The 21,329-nt window shown below is 36.3% G+C and carries 24 protein-coding genes; 4 read left to right on the top strand and 20 right to left on the bottom strand.

From position 1 onward, the window contains the following. Nucleotides 1-2 precede the first annotated feature (2 nt). From ACZ0AH_RS17905 to ACZ0AH_RS17840, 14 genes are all read right to left on the bottom strand, one after another. The gene (locus tag ACZ0AH_RS17905; RefSeq protein ID WP_463477147.1) at nucleotides 3-641 is read right to left on the bottom strand and encodes a TMEM175 family protein; all 639 of its coding nucleotides are present in this window, start codon (nucleotides 639-641) and stop codon (nucleotides 3-5) included. 108 nt (nucleotides 642-749) lie between these two features. After that, the gene (locus tag ACZ0AH_RS17900) at nucleotides 750-1,100 is read right to left on the bottom strand and encodes a cupin domain-containing protein (protein WP_463477146.1); all 351 of its coding nucleotides are present in this window, start codon (nucleotides 1,098-1,100) and stop codon (nucleotides 750-752) included. After that, entirely contained in the window at nucleotides 1,100-1,720 is a 621-nt protein-coding gene (locus ACZ0AH_RS17895; RefSeq protein ID WP_463477145.1) for an alpha/beta hydrolase, read from the bottom strand. The genes ACZ0AH_RS17900 and ACZ0AH_RS17895 overlap by 1 nt, the downstream gene beginning before the upstream one ends. 341 nt (nucleotides 1,721-2,061) lie before the next feature. After that, on the bottom strand, nucleotides 2,062-2,352 hold the full coding sequence (locus ACZ0AH_RS17890) for a GNAT family N-acetyltransferase (protein WP_463477144.1): 291 nt from the start codon (nucleotides 2,350-2,352) through the stop codon (nucleotides 2,062-2,064). A gap of 2 nt (nucleotides 2,353-2,354) precedes the next feature. Next, nucleotides 2,355-3,713 (bottom strand): sigma-54-dependent transcriptional regulator, encoded by a 1,359-nt coding sequence (locus ACZ0AH_RS17885; RefSeq protein ID WP_463477143.1) that lies wholly within the window; start codon nucleotides 3,711-3,713, stop codon nucleotides 2,355-2,357. A 605-nt stretch (nucleotides 3,714-4,318) separates the two neighbouring features. After that, on the bottom strand, nucleotides 4,319-4,984 hold the full coding sequence (locus tag ACZ0AH_RS17880; protein WP_463477142.1) for a YoaK family protein: 666 nt from the start codon (nucleotides 4,982-4,984) through the stop codon (nucleotides 4,319-4,321). A 7-nt stretch (nucleotides 4,985-4,991) separates the two neighbouring features. Next, the gene (locus ACZ0AH_RS17875; protein WP_463477141.1) at nucleotides 4,992-5,465 is read right to left on the bottom strand and encodes a Dps family protein; all 474 of its coding nucleotides are present in this window, start codon (nucleotides 5,463-5,465) and stop codon (nucleotides 4,992-4,994) included. A gap of 193 nt (nucleotides 5,466-5,658) precedes the next feature. Further along, nucleotides 5,659-6,093 carry a DoxX family protein gene (locus ACZ0AH_RS17870; protein WP_463477140.1) on the bottom strand — a complete coding sequence of 145 codons (435 nt, stop codon included), beginning with the start codon at nucleotides 6,091-6,093 and terminating at the stop codon, nucleotides 5,659-5,661. A gap of 12 nt (nucleotides 6,094-6,105) precedes the next feature. Then, a complete protein-coding gene (locus tag ACZ0AH_RS17865; protein WP_463477139.1) occupies nucleotides 6,106-7,992 on the bottom strand; it encodes an amidohydrolase in 1,887 nt (628 codons plus the stop codon). Nucleotides 7,993-7,999: 7 nt separating this feature from the next. Then, nucleotides 8,000-8,761, bottom strand: coding sequence for a M17 family peptidase N-terminal domain-containing protein (locus ACZ0AH_RS17860; RefSeq protein WP_463477138.1), 762 nt, complete (start codon nucleotides 8,759-8,761; stop codon nucleotides 8,000-8,002). 17 nt (nucleotides 8,762-8,778) lie between these two features. Beyond that, nucleotides 8,779-10,128 (bottom strand): alginate export family protein, encoded by a 1,350-nt coding sequence (locus ACZ0AH_RS17855; protein ID WP_463477137.1) that lies wholly within the window; start codon nucleotides 10,126-10,128, stop codon nucleotides 8,779-8,781. 99 nt (nucleotides 10,129-10,227) lie between these two features. After that, nucleotides 10,228-10,860, bottom strand: coding sequence for a hydrolase (locus ACZ0AH_RS17850; protein WP_463477136.1), 633 nt, complete (start codon nucleotides 10,858-10,860; stop codon nucleotides 10,228-10,230). A gap of 10 nt (nucleotides 10,861-10,870) precedes the next feature. Further along, the gene (locus ACZ0AH_RS17845) at nucleotides 10,871-11,188 is read right to left on the bottom strand and encodes a phosphoribosylpyrophosphate synthetase (RefSeq protein ID WP_463477135.1); all 318 of its coding nucleotides are present in this window, start codon (nucleotides 11,186-11,188) and stop codon (nucleotides 10,871-10,873) included. A gap of 61 nt (nucleotides 11,189-11,249) precedes the next feature. Continuing rightward, nucleotides 11,250-12,068: an alpha/beta fold hydrolase gene (locus tag ACZ0AH_RS17840; RefSeq protein ID WP_463477134.1), complete on the bottom strand. Its 819-nt coding sequence runs from the start codon at nucleotides 12,066-12,068 to the stop codon at nucleotides 11,250-11,252. Nucleotides 12,069-12,602: 534 nt separating this feature from the next. Between ACZ0AH_RS17840 and ACZ0AH_RS17835 the strand changes: the two genes are divergently transcribed. Then, nucleotides 12,603-13,013 (top strand): hypothetical protein, encoded by a 411-nt coding sequence (locus tag ACZ0AH_RS17835; protein ID WP_463477133.1) that lies wholly within the window; start codon nucleotides 12,603-12,605, stop codon nucleotides 13,011-13,013. 23 nt (nucleotides 13,014-13,036) lie between these two features. Here ACZ0AH_RS17835 and ACZ0AH_RS17830 read toward each other — a convergent pair whose 3' ends face one another. Next, on the bottom strand, nucleotides 13,037-13,987 hold the full coding sequence (locus ACZ0AH_RS17830; RefSeq protein WP_463477132.1) for a hypothetical protein: 951 nt from the start codon (nucleotides 13,985-13,987) through the stop codon (nucleotides 13,037-13,039). A 286-nt stretch (nucleotides 13,988-14,273) separates the two neighbouring features. Here ACZ0AH_RS17830 and ACZ0AH_RS17825 point away from each other — a divergent pair, with 286 nt between their 5' ends. The 3 genes from ACZ0AH_RS17825 (at nucleotide 14,274) to ACZ0AH_RS17815 (ending at nucleotide 18,171) form a co-directional block, all read left to right on the top strand. Then, nucleotides 14,274-14,759, top strand: a complete 486-nt coding sequence (locus tag ACZ0AH_RS17825) for a (2Fe-2S)-binding protein (RefSeq protein ID WP_463477131.1) — start codon at nucleotides 14,274-14,276, stop codon at nucleotides 14,757-14,759. After that, nucleotides 14,752-15,771 carry an FAD binding domain-containing protein gene (locus ACZ0AH_RS17820; protein ID WP_463477130.1) on the top strand — a complete coding sequence of 340 codons (1,020 nt, stop codon included), beginning with the start codon at nucleotides 14,752-14,754 and terminating at the stop codon, nucleotides 15,769-15,771. Before ACZ0AH_RS17825 ends, ACZ0AH_RS17820 begins: the two co-directional genes overlap by 8 nt. Nucleotides 15,772-15,933: 162 nt before the next feature. Then, a complete protein-coding gene (locus ACZ0AH_RS17815) occupies nucleotides 15,934-18,171 on the top strand; it encodes a xanthine dehydrogenase family protein molybdopterin-binding subunit (RefSeq protein ID WP_463477129.1) in 2,238 nt (745 codons plus the stop codon). 137 nt (nucleotides 18,172-18,308) lie between these two features. On the opposite strand, the gene ACZ0AH_RS17810 is transcribed toward ACZ0AH_RS17815, so the two are convergent. From ACZ0AH_RS17810 to ACZ0AH_RS17790, 5 genes are all read right to left on the bottom strand, one after another. Then, nucleotides 18,309-18,653, bottom strand: a complete 345-nt coding sequence (locus ACZ0AH_RS17810) for a hypothetical protein (RefSeq protein WP_463477128.1) — start codon at nucleotides 18,651-18,653, stop codon at nucleotides 18,309-18,311. Between the two features lie 191 nt (nucleotides 18,654-18,844). Further along, on the bottom strand, nucleotides 18,845-19,360 hold the full coding sequence (locus ACZ0AH_RS17805; RefSeq protein WP_463477127.1) for a 4'-phosphopantetheinyl transferase family protein: 516 nt from the start codon (nucleotides 19,358-19,360) through the stop codon (nucleotides 18,845-18,847). After that, nucleotides 19,357-19,611, bottom strand: a complete 255-nt coding sequence (locus ACZ0AH_RS17800; protein ID WP_463477126.1) for an acyl carrier protein — start codon at nucleotides 19,609-19,611, stop codon at nucleotides 19,357-19,359. The genes ACZ0AH_RS17805 and ACZ0AH_RS17800 overlap by 4 nt, the downstream gene beginning before the upstream one ends. 4 nt (nucleotides 19,612-19,615) lie before the next feature. Continuing rightward, the gene (locus ACZ0AH_RS17795; RefSeq protein ID WP_463477125.1) at nucleotides 19,616-20,890 is read right to left on the bottom strand and encodes a beta-ketoacyl-[acyl-carrier-protein] synthase family protein; all 1,275 of its coding nucleotides are present in this window, start codon (nucleotides 20,888-20,890) and stop codon (nucleotides 19,616-19,618) included. Then, a complete protein-coding gene (locus ACZ0AH_RS17790) occupies nucleotides 20,887-21,324 on the bottom strand; it encodes a 3-hydroxyacyl-ACP dehydratase FabZ family protein (protein ID WP_463477124.1) in 438 nt (145 codons plus the stop codon). The genes ACZ0AH_RS17795 and ACZ0AH_RS17790 overlap by 4 nt, the downstream gene beginning before the upstream one ends. Nucleotides 21,325-21,329 lie beyond the last annotated feature (5 nt).

The raw sequence follows: 21,329 nt of genomic DNA, 5'->3' as shown, positions 1-21,329 counted from the left end.
TATTATTCCTGCACCACATTTATTTTTCCGGAAGAAAGTGCCCAAAAAACTAATAAGATCATGCTAATAGCTAAAGCAATTGCCGGATATTGAAAAGAAATTCCAAAAGCAATTAAATACGTTGGAAGTCCGTACAAATAATTATTCCTGATTTTTTTGATGGCAGAATTTGTAATTCCGGGACGCAAAAGCTTTTTGTTGTTACTCGCAATAAACCACAAAAGATTATACGAAAGGTTGATCAGCACAAAAATTCCGGTATAAATGGCCACAGCAATATTAGAAGCCGTTCCGTCAAAAAAACGGGCTAATAAAGCAGTGGGAAATGATACGGCAGAAACCAGAAAAAGAATCAATCCGTTGGCAAACATAATAGCTGTATTGCGGCTGTAAATTTGTTTGAAAATCTTATGATGATTGACCCACATGATAAAAATGCTGAAAAAAGAAAGCGTAAAAGCAAGATAAGTTGTCCATTCGCCTTTTAGATAAATTAAAAGATCGGTACCATTTTTTACAGCATTTGTGTCCGGAACATGAAGATCCAGGACCAAAAGTGTAATAGCAATCGCAAAAACGGCATCGCTGAAATTCTCTATTCGTACGGTTTCTTTTTCCATTTTATAATTTGTTGAAATCATTTTTTAACGCAAAGAGCGCTAAGTTTTTTTTAGCCACGAATTCACGAATTATTTTGATAATGTTTGAACATATAAATTCGTGAATTCATGGCTATAATTTTTTCTTAATCATAATTTTATAAATATTGATTTTCGCAATTTAGTTTCCAGATTTTTGGTTTTATGTCCTTTTCCAGTGGTGTCTTCAACCAATAAAATAGAACCGGTATTAAAAGTTCTTTTTTCACCAAGAGAAGTTTCAATTTCTACACCGCCTTCTAACAAAACAATATATTGAGGTTCTGGCGCATTATGAAAATCATAGTCATAAGAAGGTTTTACTTCTCTAAAAACAATTGATTTTACGGGTTCATCATCAGATAAAAAACCAATATCGCCATTGTTTGTTAATGCAACTTCGAAATCCTCAAAATGACTTTCACCATTTTCATCGCTGTAAATACGCGTAATTTGAATCATTATTTTTTAGAAAAAATAAGTTCATTGGCCAGATCAACCTCATCCTGACTGATCGTATGTCCCATATTGTCGTATATTTTTTTAGTGACAGATGCGCCTAATTTTTTAAGAAGTGCTTCTGTTTCATTTACCCTTTCTACAGGAACATGAAAATCAGGATCGCTCGTTCCGATAAAAATGGGTGTGTTTTCGAAGTTTCCTGTATAATGATCTTCGTAAACTTTATCGCCAATAAGTCCGCCTGTAAAAGCGACAACTCCGCCATATTTTGCAGCATTTCTGGCCGTAAATTCTAAGGCAAGACAAGCTCCCTGCGAAAATCCAAGAAAATAAATGTTCTTTTTTTCAATTCCGTTTTGCTGAATGGCAACAACAACCTGATGAATGGCATCTAATGATTTTGTAAAAGAAGGCTCATTTTCGGCAATTGGCACTAAAAACGAATATGGATACCAAGTGTTGTTTTCGGCCTGAGGTGCTACCAATGCAAAATCATCCACATTAAGATGTTTCGCAACCGAAAGAATATCATGCGCGCCGGCGCCACGTCCGTGAATCATAATCAGGGCTTTTTTAGCCCGATCTAAAGGTACGCCGTCTGTTATTATTTCTAAATTCATGAGTTTTTGTTTTTTGATTAATTGTTTGTGGCAATAATTTTTCACGCAGATTTTTAATGGATTTCAGCAGATTGTGCAGATTTTTAAATCTAAGTGTTGTTATTTTTTCACGCAGATTCTGCAGATTTCGCAGATTTCAATTTTTAATCTATTATCGCGATAATGATAGTGTTTACACAATCTTGTCATTTCGACCGAAGGGAGAAATCACACAAGAAATTCCGTATAGAAAGCCGCCAATCTTTGTCGAATTAGGAGTGTGATTTACTTCGTCTGTTCGCTATCGCTCGAGTCTCCTCCGTCGAAATGACAAACTTTGGTGATACTTTGTTAAGAATTAATTATTTTTTCCAGATATCTGCATATTCGTCCGGATGTCTCGTAAATTGTGCATGCACATAAGGGCAAAGCGCTAAAACTTTCATATTGTTTGCACGTACATAAGTCGTCATTTCGTCCAGAAGTTTCTTGGCATAACCTTTTCCTTCGGCTTCCGGCTCAACTCCTGTATGGTAAACAGTCAATACATCATCTTTGATGCTTACCGTCATTTCGCCTAATTTTTTTTCATCGACATAAAGATTAAAAGCGCCATGTTTTTTCTGGTCTAATTCTAGTTTTATTGTTTCCATATTTAATTATATCCTTGTTTTATACCTAATTTTTTCATTTTTGAATACAAAGTCTGTGGCGGTAATTTCAGAAGTTCTGCTGCACCACCGGGACCGGAAACTTTTCCGTCGCAGTTTTGTAAGGCATTCATAATATGATCTTTTTCCATTTCTTCCATCGATTTCATTTTTCCGGAATTCTCCTGTAAAGAATAGGAAGAATGGGATGGAAGATCAAATTTTTCAATCTCATTTGTTTTGGCAAGCAACACATTTCTTTCGATCAAATGTTCTAATTCCCGAATATTTCCCGGCCAATCGTATTGCAATAATTGTTCTAAAGCGGAATGGCTTATACTTGTAATATTTTTTCCTGCACTTGCTGAATATTTCTTTAAAAAGAAAAAAGCCAATACTTCAATATCTGCTGCACGTTCTTTTAATGTTGGCAATTGTATCGGAAATACGTTTAATCTGTAATATAAATCAAGCCTAAAACGTCCTTCGGCAACTTCTTTTTCAAGAGATCTGTTGGTTGCGGCAATAATTCGGATATTAATTTTAATCGTTTTATTTCCGCCCAGTCTCTGGATTTCCTTTTCCTGTAAAACACGCAATAATTTTACCTGCGAATTAAGTGGTAATTCTCCAATTTCATCCAGAAAAATTGTTCCGTTATTGGCTTGTTCAAATTTGCCAATTCGTAAAGTATTTGCTCCTGTAAAAGCTCCTTTTTCATGTCCAAAAAGTTCCGATTCTATAAGTGAATGTGGCAGAGCAGCACAATTTACAACTACAATAGGATTTGCTTTATGAGCCGAAAGATCGTGTATGGCATGCGCAACTCTTTCTTTTCCGGTACCGCTTTCGCCGAGAATCAATACTGAAGTTTCTGCAGGCGCTACAATTTTTATTTTTTCAATTACATCTTTTAAAAGAGGGCTTTCGCCAATAATTTTGTCAATTTCCTGACTTTTTGTTTCAGTTTTAATTGTTGTCAATGTTCTTTTTTCCTGATCAAATCTATATTTGGCAATGTCCAGCATTACAATAAGGTCTTTTTCTCTAAACGGTTTTACCATAAATCCATACGGATGCGTAGCTTTTACGGCTTCAAGGGTTGTTTGGTTGGTATTTGCAGAAATGTATAGAAACGGAAGTTGCTTTTCTTGCAATTCCCAGGCGAGGTCAATTCCTGTCAAATCACCTTTTAGCATAATATCAAGCAATATCCAATCCGGTTTTTTGGTTTCTATTAATTTTCGGGCCTGAACCACAGAAGAAGCAATGCCGGATATTTGATAACCTGCTTTGAGCAGCATGATTTTTAAATCATTTGCTACAATAAATTCATCTTCAACAATTAAAATTTTATCCTTCATTATGTAAATTTATATCATTTCAGAATTATCAGATAATCAAATTGTGTTTTTGTTGTAATTCAGGTGGCATTTAATATAGTGTAGTCCCTACGGGACAAAAAAGGCACGAAATAAATTGTTTACTACCGACATGTAATCTCTCCGAGATATTTTTTTTATTCCGTTGGGAATATATATTGGCAGAAATATTGAAAAACATACAAATAAAACATCCTTTAGGGCATGTCATTAAGTTAAGCTTTTTATAAATAAAATTAATCTCGCAAAGGCGCTAAGACGCAAAGTTTAAACACAATATTGTCATTTCGACGGAGGAGAAATCACACTAGAAACTCCGCAGAGAAAGTCGTCAATCTTTGTCGAATCCCGCGTGTGATTTCTCCTTCGTCGAAATGACAAACTTTTACGATTTTGCAAGAGATTTAGTCCGCATAATATTATTGATTTTTTCTTAACTTAGTAACATTGCTTTCGAGACAAACCGGCACGAAATAAATTGTTTTATCAATATGTAATTTCTACGAAATATTTTTTACTCCGTTAGGAGTTAAATGTCGGTAGAATTATTAAAAAACACACAGTAAAATATCCCGTAGGGATTACACTTATTTTTCGCGGTGATACATATAGCAAATTATAATAGCAATTCCGGGAATAATTAAAGTTCCTAAACCAAAAAACTTTCCTGCGATTGCTCCTAAAAAACAGCCTGTAAGAAATCCCATAATAGTAACTGCCTGTTTTTTAAAACTTAAAATAGTTTCAGGATCTTTAATGCCGCTTTTTAGCAGGTTTCCCAAATCAAGAGAAGCTTGTGTTACATTTCCGGTCATCATGGTTGTTGGGCCGTGGGTTTCTTTAGCATACAATTTTCCAAAAGCATTCTGAAGTCCCATTGCAAAAACAGTAGCCATTGCGATGGAATAAATCGTCCATTCTGAAAACATTTCTAGAAAGCCAAAAGCATAAGTAGCGATACCGCTTAAAACCAATATGACACCTTCCCAAAATAAAATCCTATAACGATTGGTACTTTTTAAGGCAATTCTTCCTCCGGCAATAACCGCGATTATAAATACAGGAAAAGTAAGCAGTTTTACCCAGGCATGCACATCAGAACCTTTGACAAGCTGATAAGCAAAGACAATAAAGTTGCCCGTAACGTGTGCCGAAAAAATAGAATCAGCCGCCACAAAAGTTACGGTATCGCAATATCCTGCAACCATGGTGAGCAGCAGGGTTACGTACCAAATATTTTTTTGTATCTCCATAATGTGATTATTTCAAGTGTGCACGAAGCATCCAGGCCATTTTTTCGTGATTTTCTAATAAACCGGTAATATAATCGCTGGTTCCGGCATCGTGCAATTCTGCAGCAAAATTATTGATGTTTTCACGTAAGTGAATTAAAATACTTTCATGATCCGCCAGTAATTCTTTGATATAACCTGCGCTATCGTTTTTTTCTCTTGATTCTTCGGTAAGATGTGTTAGTGCCAAATATTCTTTTAGCGTTCCGGGTGCATAATGACCTAAAGTTCTGATTCTTTCTGCAACAGCATCTACAACCTCATCAAGTGCTTCGTATTGTTGTTCAAAGAAAAGATGTTTGTTGTAAAAATCCGGTCCTTCAATATTCCAGTGTGCTTTTTTTGTTTTGGTATACAATACAAATTCGTCAGCTAGAACTTTAGTTAATACTTCAACTACTTTTGAGATGCTTTCTTCTTTAATTCCGATGTTTGCTTTCATTTTATATAAGGTTTAATAAGTAATCATTTTAAATTTATGTATTGGATATTTTTCACGCAGATTTAAAAAGATTTAAGCTGATAAGCGCAGATTAATTAATAAAAATCTAAAATTAAATTTGCTCTAATCTGCAAAATCTGCGTGAAACAAAATCATTTTAATCTTAATAATTCTATGTTTCTATGTGTTTAGATTAATTATTCATAAATGTGAATAAATAATAATCAAGTGAATATTTTCCGGCACCAAGTGCTAAAATTAATAATAGGGATAAAGTGTACATATAAGGAACGTCGCGTACTTCGAGTGAATCTTTTCTGTGCACTACAAAATAACCTACGGCTGTAACGCCAATGGTTGGCAGGACAACAAATCGGGTTCCGATGCCCAGAATAATAAGAAACGGAACTACGGTATCAGAGAAAGTAGCCACTAATCCGTTTAGTTTTTCAGGCAAATGCAACGGATTTGGCACATGTTCTCTTTGTCCGTTTTCAACCCTGAATTTTTTCATTCCGTGTACTCTGAATAACTCAACCGCCAGTAATACTCTAAATATTAAAAGAGCGGCATTGTTGAATGATGTTCCTAAATCTGAATAAAGGATTTGTTTTATAATTTCGATCATTTTATTTAAAATTTAGAAGGCAAAACAGGAGCAGCCTAATGCGCCCCAAAATGCGTTATAGTTATTTACTGGCACGTTGCTCAATCGGGCAACATCATGACTGTGAGCGTGAACATCACAGCTTCCGCTGCAGCTGTGTATTTGAGAAGTCAGACTTGGTTTTGCATCTGCTTTTGTGTTTTTTTCGATAGTATTCTGAAAATTGCTTCTTGCGGGATATCCGTTATAAATATTAGTTGGAGACCAGTCCGGTAAAATCGGAATATGTGGCGGTGAAAAGGATGAAAAATCACCATTTGCATACACAATTTTCCCGTCGACAATCGTCAAATCAGCTTCTATTTTTTTAATATCTTCATCGTCAATAGTAAAATAATCACGATCCAGAACGACTAAATCAGCAAACATTCCGGTTTTGATATCGCCTTTTTTGGCTTGTTCCTGCGAGAACCATGCGCTTCCTCTGGTGTACAATTCTAATGCTGTTTCACGGCTCAATCTGCTTTCGTTATACAATTGCAAACCACCAACAGTTTTTCCAACCGTCATCCAATACATGGAAACCCACGGATTGTAACTGCTTACTCTTGTGGCATCTGAACCTCCGCCAACGGGAACTTCCATTTCGAGCATTTTCTTGATTGGCGGTGTGTTTTCGGCTGCTTTTGCTCCGTATCGGTCTGTAAAATATTCGCCCTGATACGCCATTCTGCTTTGAACTGCAATTCCGCCGCCTAGATTTTTAACACGTTCGATATTTCTTTCGTCAATTGTTTCAGCGTGATCAAAAATCCAAGGTAATCCGTTAAACGGAATTTCCTGATTGATCTTTTCAAATACATTTAAAAATCTCGTAATGCTTTCGTTGTAGGTCGCATGAAGTCTAAAAGGCCAGCGATTTTCGACTAAAAGACGGACTACTTTTTCAAGTTCCGCTTCCATATTTTCAGGAAGATCAGGTCTTGGTTGCAAGAAATCTTCAAAATCAGCGGCAGAAAAAACGAGCATTTCGCCCGCACCATTATGGCGGTACATGTCATCGCCCTGATATAATTTTACGGTATCAATCCAATCCTCAAAATCTTCAAATTCGTGTTTTGGTTTTTGTGTAAAAAGATTATAAGCGATTCTTACCGTTAATTGTTTTTTCTCATTCAATTCATTAACCACTTTATAATCATCGGGAAAATTTTGAAAACCACCTCCGGCATCGATCACACTTGTAATCCCAAAACGATTCAATTCTTTCATAAAATGACGCGTAGAATTGATTTGATGTTCGTAAGAAAGTGCTGGGCCTTTTGCTAAAGTCGAATATAAAATCATGGCATTTGGCGTTGCAATAATAAGTCCCGTTGGTTCGCCGTTAGAATCTCTTTCGATTTGTCCTCCGGGCGGTGCAGGCGTATTTTTAGTATAACCAACTGCTTTTAGAGCTGCTCTGTTCATAATCGCACGATCGTACAAATGCAGGATAAAAACAGGAGTTTCGGGCGCAATGGCATTGATTTCCTGCAAAGTTGGCATTCTGCGCTCCGCAAATTGAAATTCAGACCAACCGCCCACGACACGAACCCATTGCGGATTTGGTGTGCGGTCTACTTGTTCTTTTAACATTCTAAGTGCATCTGCCAAAGAAGGAACACCGTCCCAGCGCAATTCTAAATTATAGTTTAAACCACCGCGAATCAGGTGAATGTGCGAATCATTGATTCCGGGAACGACTCTTCTGTTTTGAAGGTCGATTATTTTCGTTTCCTCAGATGCAAATTCCATTACGCTGCTGTCGTTTCCAACTGCAATAAACTTTCCGTCTTTGATGGCAACTGCCGTCACATTTGGCGTTTCACTATTAAAGCTGTGAATCTTTCCGTTGAACAAAATTAGATCTGCTTTCATAATTTGATTATTTAGCGTTAAGTTTCGCAATTGCTTCTTTGATTCCTTCGCCCGCAACATTATAAAATGCAGGACCCGCAAGCAAAGTAATTTTTGTTAAAGGCTTGTGATCGGATAATTTTTTTTCACTTAAATAAGTCTGTGTTCTATACGCTTCAAACGAACCCAAAACCACATTTGTAGCAATTAAAGCCGTTGGAGAATCAATTCCCGCATCTTTGATATCGCTTGCAAATGCATAATTACTTACACCCAAACGCAAAGCTTCGCGCATGGCAACACTTCCTACGTTCGTCATTAAATCCGGCGTAAATTTATTTCTGTCACCAAGGCCAATCAGCAATAGTTTTTTAGCGCCCAAAGTACCTTTTGGAGGTGTGATCAATAACGTTTCTAAAGAATGACCAGTGAATTTTCCGCTTTTGCGTAATTCGGTAATAACGCCTTTTAATGCATCGTCTAAATGTACCATTCCGTTTAAGTTAGCAGGAAGGGCAGGAGGGTTGAAGATGTCCCCTTCAGTGTATTCAAAAACACAGGCAACCTGTAATTCTGCTTCGGTTGCAGATGGTCCCTGAACCAATCCGTTTATGGCAACTCCGTCTACTTTTCCCCAGGTAACTGTGGTTCCAAGTGAAGCCATTTTGGTTTCAGGAGCAGTTTGTGCAAAAGTGTTGTTGGTAAGTGAACCGGCAAATAAAATGGTGATAAAAAGAATTAGATTAGCGTATCTAAGTCTGTATGTGGTGAAAATCGCTATGTTTTTCATAGTTGTGAATTAAGTTATTAAAATTTAAATCCGAGTCTGGCATTAAAGAAAATACCGTCTTTTGAATTTGGAATAATGTCGTCGATAAAAGCACCGGTTTTGAAATATTGAATTCCGCTGACGACTGAAATATATTTGTTGACGCTATAGGAAAAATTAGCCAGATAAGCCGTCCCGATATAACGCTCGTCTGAAGCACTTCCGGGAAGATTCAGCGTGCCGCTAGGTCTGTAAACGCCATCGTGAATTGAATATCTCCAGTTGAAAACCACATCGACCTGCATCTTTAACTGCGGCAATAAATCCATCGTGGCATAAGGATGAATGTCGATAAGATTTACGGGCCCAACTTGCGGACTAAAGCCAAAATATCCTCCTTTTGGATACAGCGGATTAAAAGTTTGTAATTCGCCGTTGCCTTGGTTTTTATCTCCTGAGATATAATCATTCCGAAGGTTTATGGTGGGCTTGAATTTTATGTTTTCAAAGGAATAACCCAAATCTGCAGAAGTGGTCCAGGCGTTGATATTTCCGGAACCAAAACTCCCAAACTGATAAGCTGCTTCTAAATTATAAATAAAACCTCCGCCGTATTTCCAGAGTCTTGCGCCTATTGTATGTCTTTTTTCAGGAGCAATTCCTTCTTCAAACAGGGATTCTTTTTTTTGTATTCCGAGATAATAAAGATCCAGATTTCCTGCTTTGGGGAATATTATTTTGGAATAAATTCCCCAAAGATTAAGTTGTTTAGACATTTTATTATCAAAAACTCCCTTATAAACTGTATCTGCCATCATCGCAAATCCGTCTATCGCAAATTTTGCAGACGAATACATTATTTTTCCTCCTGTAAAATAAAGTCTGGCATTTGGACCTTCTCGAACCGAAATCAATCTTCCGGAACCATAATCAAGTTCTTGTCTTCCGGCACGAAGGATTAGTTTTTTATCTTCTTTTTGGTATACATTCACATCCACAAAAAGATTCTGAACATTCAGCTGATCTTCATCAATTCCTCTTGGACCGTTGATTCTTCCGTCTTGCAAAGCACTTCTTAATTGGGCAAATACTCTAAAGGTTTTTCCTAAATGAATATCGGCATGAAGATCATAACGCTGCAATAAAAAGTTGTTGTGACCAATGTTTAAACGTCCCCAATCTTCATTATCAAAATCAACATATTCATATCTTGCTTCACCTCCAAAAGACATATAAACATCTTTGGCTTTGTTTAATGGAACAAATTTTAAATTTTCATAAAAATTTCTGTTCGAGTCTTTCAGGAATTCATAATTTTCATCATAACGCAAAAGTTTAAAATTTTGTGCCGATGCTATACTTCCTATTAAAAGAAAAAATAGCACCATTATTCTGAAATTTTGCGATATGGGTTTTGATGATTTCAAGAGTTTATGTTTGTTTTGTTTCAAGTTTCAGGTTTCAGGTTTGGGTGAAATGAAAAAGAATTAGTGTTTCAACATGTTGTGTGCGTAATGAATTCCCAATCCGTAAGATCCGCCATATTTTTTCATTAAGTTGGTTACCGGAACATAGGTTTCCTGGCGTGCCCAATCTCTCTGAAGTTCCAGTAAATATTGAATAGAAGTGATAGGTTTTGCACCAGCTTGAATCATTCTCTGAACTGCACGTTCATGGGCTTCTTTGCTTACATCACCACAGGCATCTGTGATTACATAAACGTCGTAACCTTCGTCAATTGCAGATAGTGCAGGACCAACAATGCAAACGCCTGTCCATAATCCAGCCAGAACTATTTTTTGTTTTTTTGTTCCGGTAATGGCTTGATAAGCATTTTCGTCTTCCCAGGTATTCATGGTTGTACGGTCAATATATCCTGAAGTTGCCATTGGATAAAATTCTTCAACTTCCGGAAAAACAGGACCAGAAAAAGTTTCTTCGGCTACTGTTGTAACAATTGTTGGTACTTTAAAAATTTTTGATGCTCCGGCGATAATGGCAACATTTGTACGCAATTCGCTTAGCGGAATACTGGTTGTAGCAAATGCCATTTGTCCTTCAAAGTCAATTAAGACTAATGTGTGATTATCCGGTGATAATAAGTTAGTTGATGGTTTCATAATTTTGATTTTAATGGGTTGAAAGTTTCTTAATCATTTCTGTAGAAATAGCATCGGCATAGATACCAAAAGCGCTCGTTAAAACACCTTTTATATCATAAATATCAGACGTAATACCGTACACAATATCTTCATCTCCGGGATCTGTATCGCCTTCAAAACGAAATAAATATTCGATTTTAAATTCTTCGGGAGACATACTTTGGGTGTTATTATTGTAACGGATGCAGTTTTCGTCAAGATTAAAGTTTTCTGTAAAACCTTGATTATTTAACCATTGCAAAGCTTCTGTAACCGTATCAAAAGAAGGCTGTTGTATTGAACTCATACTTGTGGAGATTAAACTGCCCATAAAAATTACAGGCAGTTTTGATTATTTTTAAAGATGCTTATGCTTTAATAAAGTCAAGAATATCTTTATTGATTGTTTCAGCCTCTGTAGTTGGCATACCGTGAGGAAAACCAGGATACGAAATTAATTTTCCGTTTTTCAAAAGTTTTGCCGCTCTTGGCGCCTGACCAAAAGGTACAATCTGATCATCTTCTCCGTGTAATACAAGAACAGGAATATCTAAGCTTTTAAGATCTTCTGTAAAATCTGATTCAGAAAACGCTTTTATTCCTTCATAATGAGCCAAAACTGAACCCATCATTCCCTGACGCCACCAATTGTGTTTAATGCCTTCCTGAACTGTTTTTCCTTCACGGTTCCATCCGTAAAACGGAATAGGAAAGTCATAAAAATATTGTGCTCTGTTAAATCCTGTACCTTGTCTTATTTCATCAAAAATAGCTAATGGCACACCTTCAGGATTCGATTCGTTTTGAATCATAATTGGCGTTACAGCACTGATAATTACCACTTTTGCCACACGTTCTTTTCCGTATTTTGCTGCATAGCGAATCGCTTCACCACCTCCGGTTGAGTGACCTACGTGAATCGCGTTTTTTAAGTCAAGCGCAGCTGTTAATTCAGCTATGTCAGATGCATATGTTTCCATATTGTTTCCTTCAGCACTTTGACCAGAACGTCCATGTCCGCGACGATCATGCGCAATAACGCGGTATCCTTGTTTTAGGAAAAACATCATTTGTGCATCCCAATCATCACTTGATAATGGCCATCCGTGGTGAAAAACTATTGGCTGACCTGTTCCCCAATCTTTGTAATAAATTTCTGTTCCGTCTTGTACTTTAAATGTGCTCATTTTTTATGGTTTTAAATTAATGGATTTTAGATATAATTTTATAATTTGAAATTAAATCTAAATTTTTACGTGTTATTTTGTTAAATGTTTGACTTTTCATTTGTTTACATTGCAAATCTATAATAGAAAACAAGGTGTATCGATTAACCTAGATTAAGAAATAAAAGTTTTATTTGAACCTTATTAAATATTTAAAAAGAAATGCATCGCGTAGCAGTAGCCAAATAATATGCCTTAAAGTGTAAGGTGTTGATTTTTATTGAGTTGCTGTTTTTTGCAGTATTTTTAATTTACGCTATTTCGTAAATTTATTAAAACAGTAGTGGCTAATTCGCTAATACCACTTCTTATTTTCTTTTAAAAAGCAGTACGTCTTAGGAAGTTTATGAAAGTTAGGATAAGAAAATACGGATAGAAGTTCAATTAATAAAATGCCTTTACATTAAAGGATTATAAAATGTAATGAGAATTATATAAAATTTTAATGCATCATAATTTTAAATTTGAAATAAGTAGAAACAAAATTTAATATTTATGAAAACTCAATTTAAATTAAAGATTGTCATGATTATAATGACAGCAGGATTTTTATTTTCGTGCAAAAATAATAAAGATGGATACAGTGATGAAATTGACACCAGACAAACTCCTGTTGATAGTTCTGCTACAGACACCACCAATATAAATGAGAATGCAAATACCACAGGTACAAATTCAACAGGTGCTACAGGAACAGAGTCTGAAGGTGTAACTGGTGCAGGAAGTATTTCAGCCCCGGGAACATCCGCACAAGGAACAAGTACTGTTGGTACAGGAAGCGGACCCGGGCCAAGTGCAAAAGACGGAGCGACATATGATATTTCGTCACAAACCAAAAAAGATACTACGAGGTTAGGCGCAAAAGCTAAAGCGAAGGTTTTAAAACAAAAAGAAACAAAAAGATAATGTGTACTTTTTAGTTATTGCACTTAATTTTCGATTTGTGTTTTAGTAGCAATAAGTCTAAATAGCGGTTCATATTTTTTTATCTCATGATCAAGGTTTTTGCCCACTTCGACTGGCCCGATACTTCCTTGAAGACAGAATAATTTGCGTTTTTGAACGAACATAAACTGCAGCATTCGTATTTTCATTTTAGTATTTGCCGTATTTAGCGGTTCCTCAACTTCAATCATCATTCCGGGGATATTGTCAATTGTCACCGTATCGGTACGAATGATTTTAGATTCGGGAGGCATCATTTCTAAAATTGATTTTTCGTCCAGAATAACATCATATTCCGGAGGTAGATCATAGGCTACAATTAAAAATTTCTCATGTCCTTTTCCGTAATAGCTGGTAAATTGCTGAATTGTTTCTGCCATCTCAGCTTCTTCGGCCAGCCAACTATTAGGGATAGTAAGTTTTAGAGCGATTTGACCTCCTTTAGGATGATCCTTTGTATTAAAAATTTTAACATGACCGTCATTAATTTCCTGATGTGGAACATCATGATAGGCAAATGACATTATTCCTTTTAATAACAATGTATCAGCAATTAAACGGTGTCTGTTTTTGATTTTTGCGAGAAAATCGCGTGCATGTTGTTCCTTTTCAATTGGATTTTTCAATTGTTCATAAAGCAAAGAATCCAGACTGTTTTGTAATTTATTAAAGGTTGATATTTCTAGTTCATCCTTCAAAAAGTGCTCTATATTGCGCTCTGCCCTTCCAAATAAAGCTTTTGAATTTTTTTCTGCTGCTGCAATATTTCGCTGAAGTTCAGGAAATTGAATGGCAACCATTTTAAGTGCAGAACTCTGGCCTTTTAGAAAAGCGTATGTTTCAATGGCGAAATTAACTTTCGGATTGTATTCCTTTTCTTGTGCATTAAAAAGAGCAGGAAATAAACAAATTATAAATAATACAAGTTTTCTCATTTGTATCTATTAATTAATTTTCAGAGGATTTCAAAAATAATTTCATACCTAAACCGCTTTTTACATAATTACTATATCTTTTTTATATAATTCCCATGTTGGATTTGGTAAATTCAAGTTGAAGTTTTGTAAGGAATTGAAAAAATACTATAAAAGTAATCATCAGCGAAAAGGTAATTTTAAAAAACAGAATTACAATTTTATAGTCTTATAATCAGTGAAATAGCTTTTTTAAGTTAATTCATTAATTATGCAGTATTTCTTTTCTTATTTAAAATAGTCATCTATGATACCATCTGAAAAACATTCTATCAACCTAAATGTTAATGGCACAGCCTATGATCTTGAAATTATGCCCTGGGTTTCGTTACTGGATTTGCTTCGTGAAAAAATGAATCTGACAGGTACAAAAAAAGGATGTGATCATGGACAATGCGGAGCTTGTACTGTTATTGCAGACGGAAAGAGAATATTGAGCTGCATGACACTTGGTGTAATGAAAGACGGCTCAAATATTACTACAATTGAAGGAATCGCAGATGGCGAAAACCTGCATCCAATTCAAAAAGCTTTTATAAATCACGATGCTTTTCAATGTGGATATTGTACGCCGGGCCAGATTTGCAGTGCTATTGGAATGTTACAGGAAGGCAAAGCCAAAACCAGAGAAGAAGTTCAGGAGTTAATGAGCGGAAATCTTTGCAGATGCGGCGCCAGCAAAGGTATAATCGAAGCCATTATGGAAGTAAAGGAAGGAGGTTATCATGAATAATTTTTCTTATACAAAAGCAAAAAACACACCTGAGGCAATCGCTCAAATTAATGGTGACATCAGAAATAAAATTATCGCTGGCGGCACCAACATCAACGATCTTTTAAAATACTTTATTACCAAAGCCGATAAACTCGTTGATATCAATTCCCTTACAGAAAATAATGCGATACTCCGGCTTGATAATGGAGGCATAAGACTTGGAGCTTTACATACCAACGCCGATACCGCATACGATCCTATAATAGAAGAGCGTTATCCTTTATTATCAAAAGCTATATTAGCCGGAGCTTCGGCGCAAATAAGAAATATGGCAACCAATGGCGGCAATCTCATGCAGCGAACAAGATGTTATTATTTCTATGACATCAACACGCCGTGCAACAAACGCGATCCCGGTTCTGGATGTTCAGCGATTTCGGGCTATAATCGAATTCATGCGATTTTAGGGCAGAGTGAAAATTGTATCGCTGTTTTTCCTTCGGATATGTGTGTGGCCCTGGCAGCTCTAAATGCAACCGTAAATATTACAGGTCCGGATGGAGATCGGGTTTTGGCTTTCGCCGAATTTCACCGATTGCCCGGAGACTCACCTAATCTCGATAATAATCTTAAACACGGAGAAATTATTACAAGTATCGATCTTCCCGAAAAAGGATTTTCTCAAAATTATTCTTATCTAAAATTAAGAGACAGAAGTTCATATTCTTTTGCACTTGTATCTGTAGCCACGGCTTTTGATCTTGAAAACAATAGAATCAAAGAAGCCAGAATAGCTTTGGGAGGCGTTGCACACAAACCGTGGCGCGTTACAGAAGCCGAAGATTATTTAAAAGATAAGGAACCAACCACGGGGAATTTTTCGGCTGCAGCCAAAATTATACTACAGGGCGCAAAAGGTTACGAACATAACGAGTTTAAAATTGAATTGGCAAAAAGAGCCATTATACGTAATTGCTTCATGGCGCTAAATCCGGAAGTACAACGCCCGGGCGCAAAGCCATCATTTTAATTAAAAATTGAGAATTAAAAATTAAAAATAGATGTTTGTTTCGTTGACATATATAAGCTATGTTCTTTTAAACAATTGAAACGACTTTTTTAGCAAAAGAAATCTATGTTTCTATGTGTTTAAAAATTACCAGCGATTTAAATCAATTTAAAAATTGAAAATATGACAAAATTACCTTCCATAGGAAAATCCATACCCCGTTTAGAAGGGCACTTAAAAGTAACAGGAACCGCCAAATATTCAGGTGAATATAATGTACCTGATTTATTGTATGGATATGTGGTAAACAGCACCATTACGAAAGGTAAAATAGCTGCAATTGTTACTTCAGATGCAAAGGAATTAGAAGGCGTAATTGAAGTTTTTACCCATGAAAACCGACTATCAACTGCGTGGTTTGATTTTCAATATGCCGATATGGATGCGCCTCCCGGAACGGTTTTTAAACCATTAAAAGATAATGAAATTAAATACAACGGTCAGCCCATTGCACTGGTCGTAGCAGAAACTTTTGAAATGGCAAGATATGCTGCAACAAAAATAAAAGTAGCTTATATCGAAGAAGAATTTGCAACAAATTTAGAAGCAAATTCAAATAAAGCGAGAAAGCCAAAAAAAGGTTTGGCGTCTTTATTAAAACCGCCTCCGCCAAAACCAAAAGGAAATTTTGATGAGGCTTATCAAAATTCTTTTGCTCAGGTTTCCGGTGAATTCAAACACGGAACAGAACATCATAACCCGATGGAAATGTTTGCAACGACCGTACTTTATGAAGGAAAAGACAAATTAAAAATATACGATAAAACACAGGGAACAATTAATTCGCAAATGTATGTGGCGAATGTTTTTGGCTTAAAAATGAAAAATGTTCAGGTTATTGCGCCTTTTGTTGGTGGTGCTTTTGGTTCCGGACTTCGGCCACAATACCAGCTTTTTATGGCGGTTATGGCTTCGCTTCAATTAAAACGAAATGTTCGCGTTACATTAGACCGTGCTCAAATGTTTACCTTCGGACACAGACCGCCAACTTTGCAGGAAACCAAATTTGGTGCTGACGAAAACGGAAAAGTAAATGCGATTTACCATAATGCAATTGGCGAAACCTCCCAGTTTGAAGATTATGTAGAAACAGTTGTCAATTGGGCGAACATGCTTTATCCTGCCGAAAATACGTTGCTTGAGCATAAATTAGTTCCGTTAGATGTTTATACGCCACTTGATATGCGCGCTCCGGGCGGAAGTACAGGAATGCACGCCATCGAAATCACGATGGATGAACTGGCGTATAAATTAAATATTGATCCGCTTGAATTGCGATTAATCAATTATTCGGAAATCGACAAAAGCACTGATAAAGAATATTCGAGCAAGGAACTAAGGGAATGTTATCTTCAGGGAGCAGAAAAATTTGGCTGGAGCCAAAGAAATCCGGAACCCCGAACTATGAAACGGGGTAATAAATTGGTAGGTTACGGTATGGCAACCGGAATTTGGGAAGCCAGTAGAATTTTGGCGCGTGCAGAAGCTATTATGAAAAGCGACGGCAAAGTCGAAATAAAAAGCGCCGTAACCGATATTGGTACGGGAACTTTAACCGTAATGACTCAGATTGCTTCAGATGAACTCGGACTTCCTATTGAAGATATTACTTTTTCTTATGCTGATAGTAAAATGCCATTTGCGCCTATTCAAGGCGGTTCTTTTACCGTAGCAACTGTTGGGCCTGCTGTTCAGGCAGCTTGCAGGGCACTGAATAAAAAGTTATTTAAAAAGGCTAAAGAAATAGAAAATTCTGTTTTAAGTGAAGCCAAATTTAAAGATGTAATTTTTACGGATGGTTTTATCATTCACAAAAACAATCCTGATTTAATAATTGGTTTAACCGAAATTTTTGAAGCCAATACTAATAAAGAAATTAAAACTACAAATACGGCTATGCCAAATCCGCTGCAATCCGGAAAAAAAGCCAAAGCCACTCATAGTGCTGTTTTTGTTGAGGTTGAAGTGGATGAAGAGTTGGGAATCATTGAGGTAAAAAGAGCTTTGACAGCGGTAGCAGCCGGAAAAATTATAAATCCTAAAACTGCCGAAAGTCAAATCCTGGGCGGAATGATTTGGGGAATCAGCAAAACGCTTCATGAAGAAACAATTGTCGATCATCAATTAGGAAAATACATGAACCCAAATTTGGCAGAATATCATATTCCGGTTCATGCAGATATTCATGATTTAGAAGTGATTTTTGTAGAAGAAAAAGATGACTTCGTTAATGATCTTGGTGTAAAAGGCGTTGGTGAAATTGGTATCGTAGGAATGCCTCCGGCAATTGCAAACGCAATTTTTCATGCCACCGGAAAACGCATACACAATCTGCCGATTCATTTTGATACACTTTTATAAGCTTAGCACATAAACAATTGCTGTTTTCAAACAATAAAAATGCTATGAAAAATTGGTCAAATTTGTTGGATTTATACTAAAAAAACCGTCTGAATAAGACGGTTTTAGGTTTTACTAATTAATTTGGATTCATAATCTTAGCCGGTAATAAAAGGTTCGTCGTCATTATCCTTATTTCCTAAACCTTCGTTATCAAGGTTTTCATTCCCAAGCTCTTCGTTGTCGAGTTCGTCGTTATTAAAACCCTCTCTTTCCAAATCATCATTATCGATCTCATCATTTTCGAAGTTTTCCTGATCAAATTCTTCGTTGTCAAGATTATCAGAGTCGAATTCTTTATTGTCCGATTCTTCATTTACTAAATCGTCTCCATAATCTGGTTCTGCATTTTCAGTAAAAGAATGATCGATGTTTTCTTTGTTAGCTTCATTTTGAAAATTCTGGTCTTCCTGACGGTAATTTTCTGTTGTATCTATATTCATAATAATAAGTTTTAAGGTTAATTTTAATCATATGAATAAATTTACTGAGACCTTTCTTTTTAATTTTACAGGTAAATTGACTGCCATTATATAATTTCAATACAATAAGAGAAAAGGAAAAAAAAATGAAGATTCGTACCAAATAAAAACTTTGGTAAGGATCAATTATAAATATCTAAATTAAGAATTGCTTAGTTTTGAATAGGAGAAAGACTGATAGTTACTACTTTTTCAAATCGGCCATGATGACTTACAGATACATCGTGAATGGTATTTTTCGCCACAGTCAAATACGGAATACCATTTTGATCTTTTGAGATCGTTTCTTTTTTAATTTCTATAACTTTATTCAAATCGTCAAAATGACTAGTGGCTATAGTATGAATATAATCCTGAGAAAAAATCGTATTGGTGTAATACCTTTTTCCCAGACAAATTACATTTCCTGCAATAGTATTGCAGTTTTGGAATGTTATGGTACAAATCAGTTTTTTAGGAATATATTCTCTTGTTTTTGTCTCCCGATTATAGACTTTATATGCAGCTTCTTTCATACTCCAAAGGAGCCAAACCATAATTTCAGGATTTTCTGCGGTTGAAATAAGCAATTGTTCGTCAAGGGTAAATATTTTTTCTATAAAACCCTTGCGCCGCCAATTGCTTTCTTTGCGGGATTGTAAAATATCAATCACGTCATTTCCAATCATTTTTGGGCTAATTTGGCATCAATAATTTCTACAGCCGTTTTTACATCAAGCATGCGTTCCATATCGGTATTGTCAATTACAACATCAAAAGCTTCTTCGATATCGAGAACAATATCTACCAGATTAGCAGAGTTGATATTAAGATCTTTAATAAAATCAGTTTCTTCGGTAAGGTTGTCGTACGCTTCTGTATTGGACGTATAAGGCTTTATGATTAATTTTAATTTGGCGATAAGTTCTTCTTTGTTCATACTATTATTTTTGAAATTTTTTAAAAATTATACAGGCATTTACATCGCCAAAACCAAAACTTGCTTTGGCAATAATTTTAGGATTATTATCAATTGTTTTTAAAAGAATTTTTGAAGGATCAATAAGAGTACTAATCTCAGGATGAAGATCTTCGCAATTTATATTTCCGAATATAAAACCTTCATGAAGCTGGAGAACGGCTGCGACACTTTCGATACTTCCGGCAGCACTTAAACAATGTCCGGTCATACTTTTTAAAGAATTAATATACGGAAAATTATTTCCCTTTCGATCAAGTGCTTTTGTCCAGTTTTCAATTTCAAGACTGTCTTTTGTGGTTGCCGTAAGATGTCCGTTTATAGCGTCAATTTCATCAGCTGAAATACCAGAATTGTAAATTGCATTCGTAATACAGCGCTGCACGGCTGTGCTGTTTGGTGCAGTCATGCTTCCGTTGCCGCGTTGCCCGCCAGAGTTTACATCTCCGCCTAAAATTTCGGCATAAATTGTTGCACCGCGTTCTAATGCACTCTCTAAATCTTCTATAACCAATGCTCCGGCACCGCTGCCTGGTACAAATCCTGAAGCTGTTGCACTCATTGGTCTTGAACCTTGTTCCGGATTTTCATTATATTTTGAACTGCAAACACGAAGCGCATCAAATCCCGCCCAGATATAAGGTCCGCTGTCTCCGGTACTTCCGGCCAATATTCGTTTTGCCTGTCCTGCTTTTATACGATCGTAAGCCATCATAATAGCTTCGGTTCCTGTTGCGCAGGCAGATGAATTTGTGGTAACCTGATTTCCAAAGCCTAATTTTCCGCCAAGATAAGCGCTAATACCGCTATTCATGGTTTGTGCCACAACAGTGCTGCCTAATCTTCGGGTTTGTAATTCGTCTATTTTATAAATGCTTTCGCGGAATTTGTCAATTCCGGAGGTTCCGGATCCAAAAATAGTACCGCTGTCCCAATCGGGTTCGTCGTTTATTTCTATTGGTAATCCGGCATTTTTCCAGGCTTCTATTCCTGCAATAACGCCGTACAAAATACCGGTGCTGTTAAAACCTCGCAATTCCAATTCGGTAAAATACTCAGCTTTGAGTTCTTCAGATATTTGCGGCTGACCGGCTATCTGGCAGGAAAATTGTAATTCCTGTAACTGTTTATCGAACCTAATTCCAGAAATCCCGTTTTTTATGGCGTGGCTAAATGCAGCAATTCCAACTCCGTTAGGAGCTGCAACGCCCAATCCTGTTATTACAACTCGCTTGCTCATAGTTTATTAGTCATCATGCCAGCCAAAATACCTTTGCAGACTTCTTGTCCGGCTTCGTTTTTCATAATTACATCACATTTCAATTTTCCAAACCTAAAAAATATTTTTTGAGAAGTAACGGTTATTTTTTCATTTGGATAAACTGGTTTTAAAAACTGCATATCGGCTGAGGTAAAAGCAATTACAGTATCTTTAGTAAAAGTATCGCCCAGTAAAAAAATACCCAGACAAACAAGTCCAATCTGAGCCATAGTTTCTGTCAGGATTACGCCCGGAGTTACCGGATTATCCTTAAAATGACCTTTATAAAAATTGAGATCTTCACTATATGTATAAGTGCCGGTCACACTATTTTCGTCTGCGTGCAGTAATTCATCCACAAACAAAAACGGTTTGCTATACGGCAGTTTCGCTAAAATATCGGTCAGTTTCATAATTT

The organism is Flavobacterium sp. AC105, assembly GCF_979258495.1.
The sequence above is the reverse complement of the archived record's forward strand: the minus strand, read 5'-3'. Positions and strand labels throughout refer to the sequence as shown.

What these genes read in the sequence shown, in the direction of transcription:
- ACZ0AH_RS17905 (WP_463477147.1), bottom strand. Translation starts at nt 641, where the DNA reads ATGATTTCAACAAATTATAAAATGGAAAAAGAAACCGTACGAATAGAG.
- ACZ0AH_RS17900 (WP_463477146.1), bottom strand. Translation starts at nt 1,100, where the DNA reads ATGATTCAAATTACGCGTATTTACAGCGATGAAAATGGTGAAAGTCAT.
- ACZ0AH_RS17895 (WP_463477145.1), bottom strand. Translation starts at nt 1,720, where the DNA reads ATGAATTTAGAAATAATAACAGACGGCGTACCTTTAGATCGGGCTAAA.
- ACZ0AH_RS17890 (WP_463477144.1), bottom strand. Translation starts at nt 2,352, where the DNA reads ATGGAAACAATAAAACTAGAATTAGACCAGAAAAAACATGGCGCTTTT.
- ACZ0AH_RS17885 (WP_463477143.1), bottom strand. Translation starts at nt 3,713, where the DNA reads ATGAAGGATAAAATTTTAATTGTTGAAGATGAATTTATTGTAGCAAAT.
- ACZ0AH_RS17880 (WP_463477142.1), bottom strand. Translation starts at nt 4,984, where the DNA reads ATGGAGATACAAAAAAATATTTGGTACGTAACCCTGCTGCTCACCATG.
- ACZ0AH_RS17875 (WP_463477141.1), bottom strand. Translation starts at nt 5,465, where the DNA reads ATGAAAGCAAACATCGGAATTAAAGAAGAAAGCATCTCAAAAGTAGTT.
- ACZ0AH_RS17870 (WP_463477140.1), bottom strand. Translation starts at nt 6,093, where the DNA reads ATGATCGAAATTATAAAACAAATCCTTTATTCAGATTTAGGAACATCA.
- ACZ0AH_RS17865 (WP_463477139.1), bottom strand. Translation starts at nt 7,992, where the DNA reads ATGAAAGCAGATCTAATTTTGTTCAACGGAAAGATTCACAGCTTTAAT.
- ACZ0AH_RS17860 (WP_463477138.1), bottom strand. Translation starts at nt 8,761, where the DNA reads ATGAAAAACATAGCGATTTTCACCACATACAGACTTAGATACGCTAAT.
- ACZ0AH_RS17855 (WP_463477137.1), bottom strand. Translation starts at nt 10,128, where the DNA reads ATGGTGCTATTTTTTCTTTTAATAGGAAGTATAGCATCGGCACAAAAT.
- ACZ0AH_RS17850 (WP_463477136.1), bottom strand. Translation starts at nt 10,860, where the DNA reads ATGAAACCATCAACTAACTTATTATCACCGGATAATCACACATTAGTC.
- ACZ0AH_RS17845 (WP_463477135.1), bottom strand. Translation starts at nt 11,188, where the DNA reads ATGAGTTCAATACAACAGCCTTCTTTTGATACGGTTACAGAAGCTTTG.
- ACZ0AH_RS17840 (WP_463477134.1), bottom strand. Translation starts at nt 12,068, where the DNA reads ATGAGCACATTTAAAGTACAAGACGGAACAGAAATTTATTACAAAGAT.
- ACZ0AH_RS17835 (WP_463477133.1), top strand. Translation starts at nt 12,603, where the DNA reads ATGAAAACTCAATTTAAATTAAAGATTGTCATGATTATAATGACAGCA.
- ACZ0AH_RS17830 (WP_463477132.1), bottom strand. Translation starts at nt 13,987, where the DNA reads ATGAGAAAACTTGTATTATTTATAATTTGTTTATTTCCTGCTCTTTTT.
- ACZ0AH_RS17825 (WP_463477131.1), top strand. Translation starts at nt 14,274, where the DNA reads ATGATACCATCTGAAAAACATTCTATCAACCTAAATGTTAATGGCACA.
- ACZ0AH_RS17820 (WP_463477130.1), top strand. Translation starts at nt 14,752, where the DNA reads ATGAATAATTTTTCTTATACAAAAGCAAAAAACACACCTGAGGCAATC.
- ACZ0AH_RS17815 (WP_463477129.1), top strand. Translation starts at nt 15,934, where the DNA reads ATGACAAAATTACCTTCCATAGGAAAATCCATACCCCGTTTAGAAGGG.
- ACZ0AH_RS17810 (WP_463477128.1), bottom strand. Translation starts at nt 18,653, where the DNA reads ATGAATATAGATACAACAGAAAATTACCGTCAGGAAGACCAGAATTTT.
- ACZ0AH_RS17805 (WP_463477127.1), bottom strand. Translation starts at nt 19,360, where the DNA reads ATGATTGGAAATGACGTGATTGATATTTTACAATCCCGCAAAGAAAGC.
- ACZ0AH_RS17800 (WP_463477126.1), bottom strand. Translation starts at nt 19,611, where the DNA reads ATGAACAAAGAAGAACTTATCGCCAAATTAAAATTAATCATAAAGCCT.
- ACZ0AH_RS17795 (WP_463477125.1), bottom strand. Translation starts at nt 20,890, where the DNA reads ATGAGCAAGCGAGTTGTAATAACAGGATTGGGCGTTGCAGCTCCTAAC.
- ACZ0AH_RS17790 (WP_463477124.1), bottom strand. Translation starts at nt 21,324, where the DNA reads ATGAAACTGACCGATATTTTAGCGAAACTGCCGTATAGCAAACCGTTT.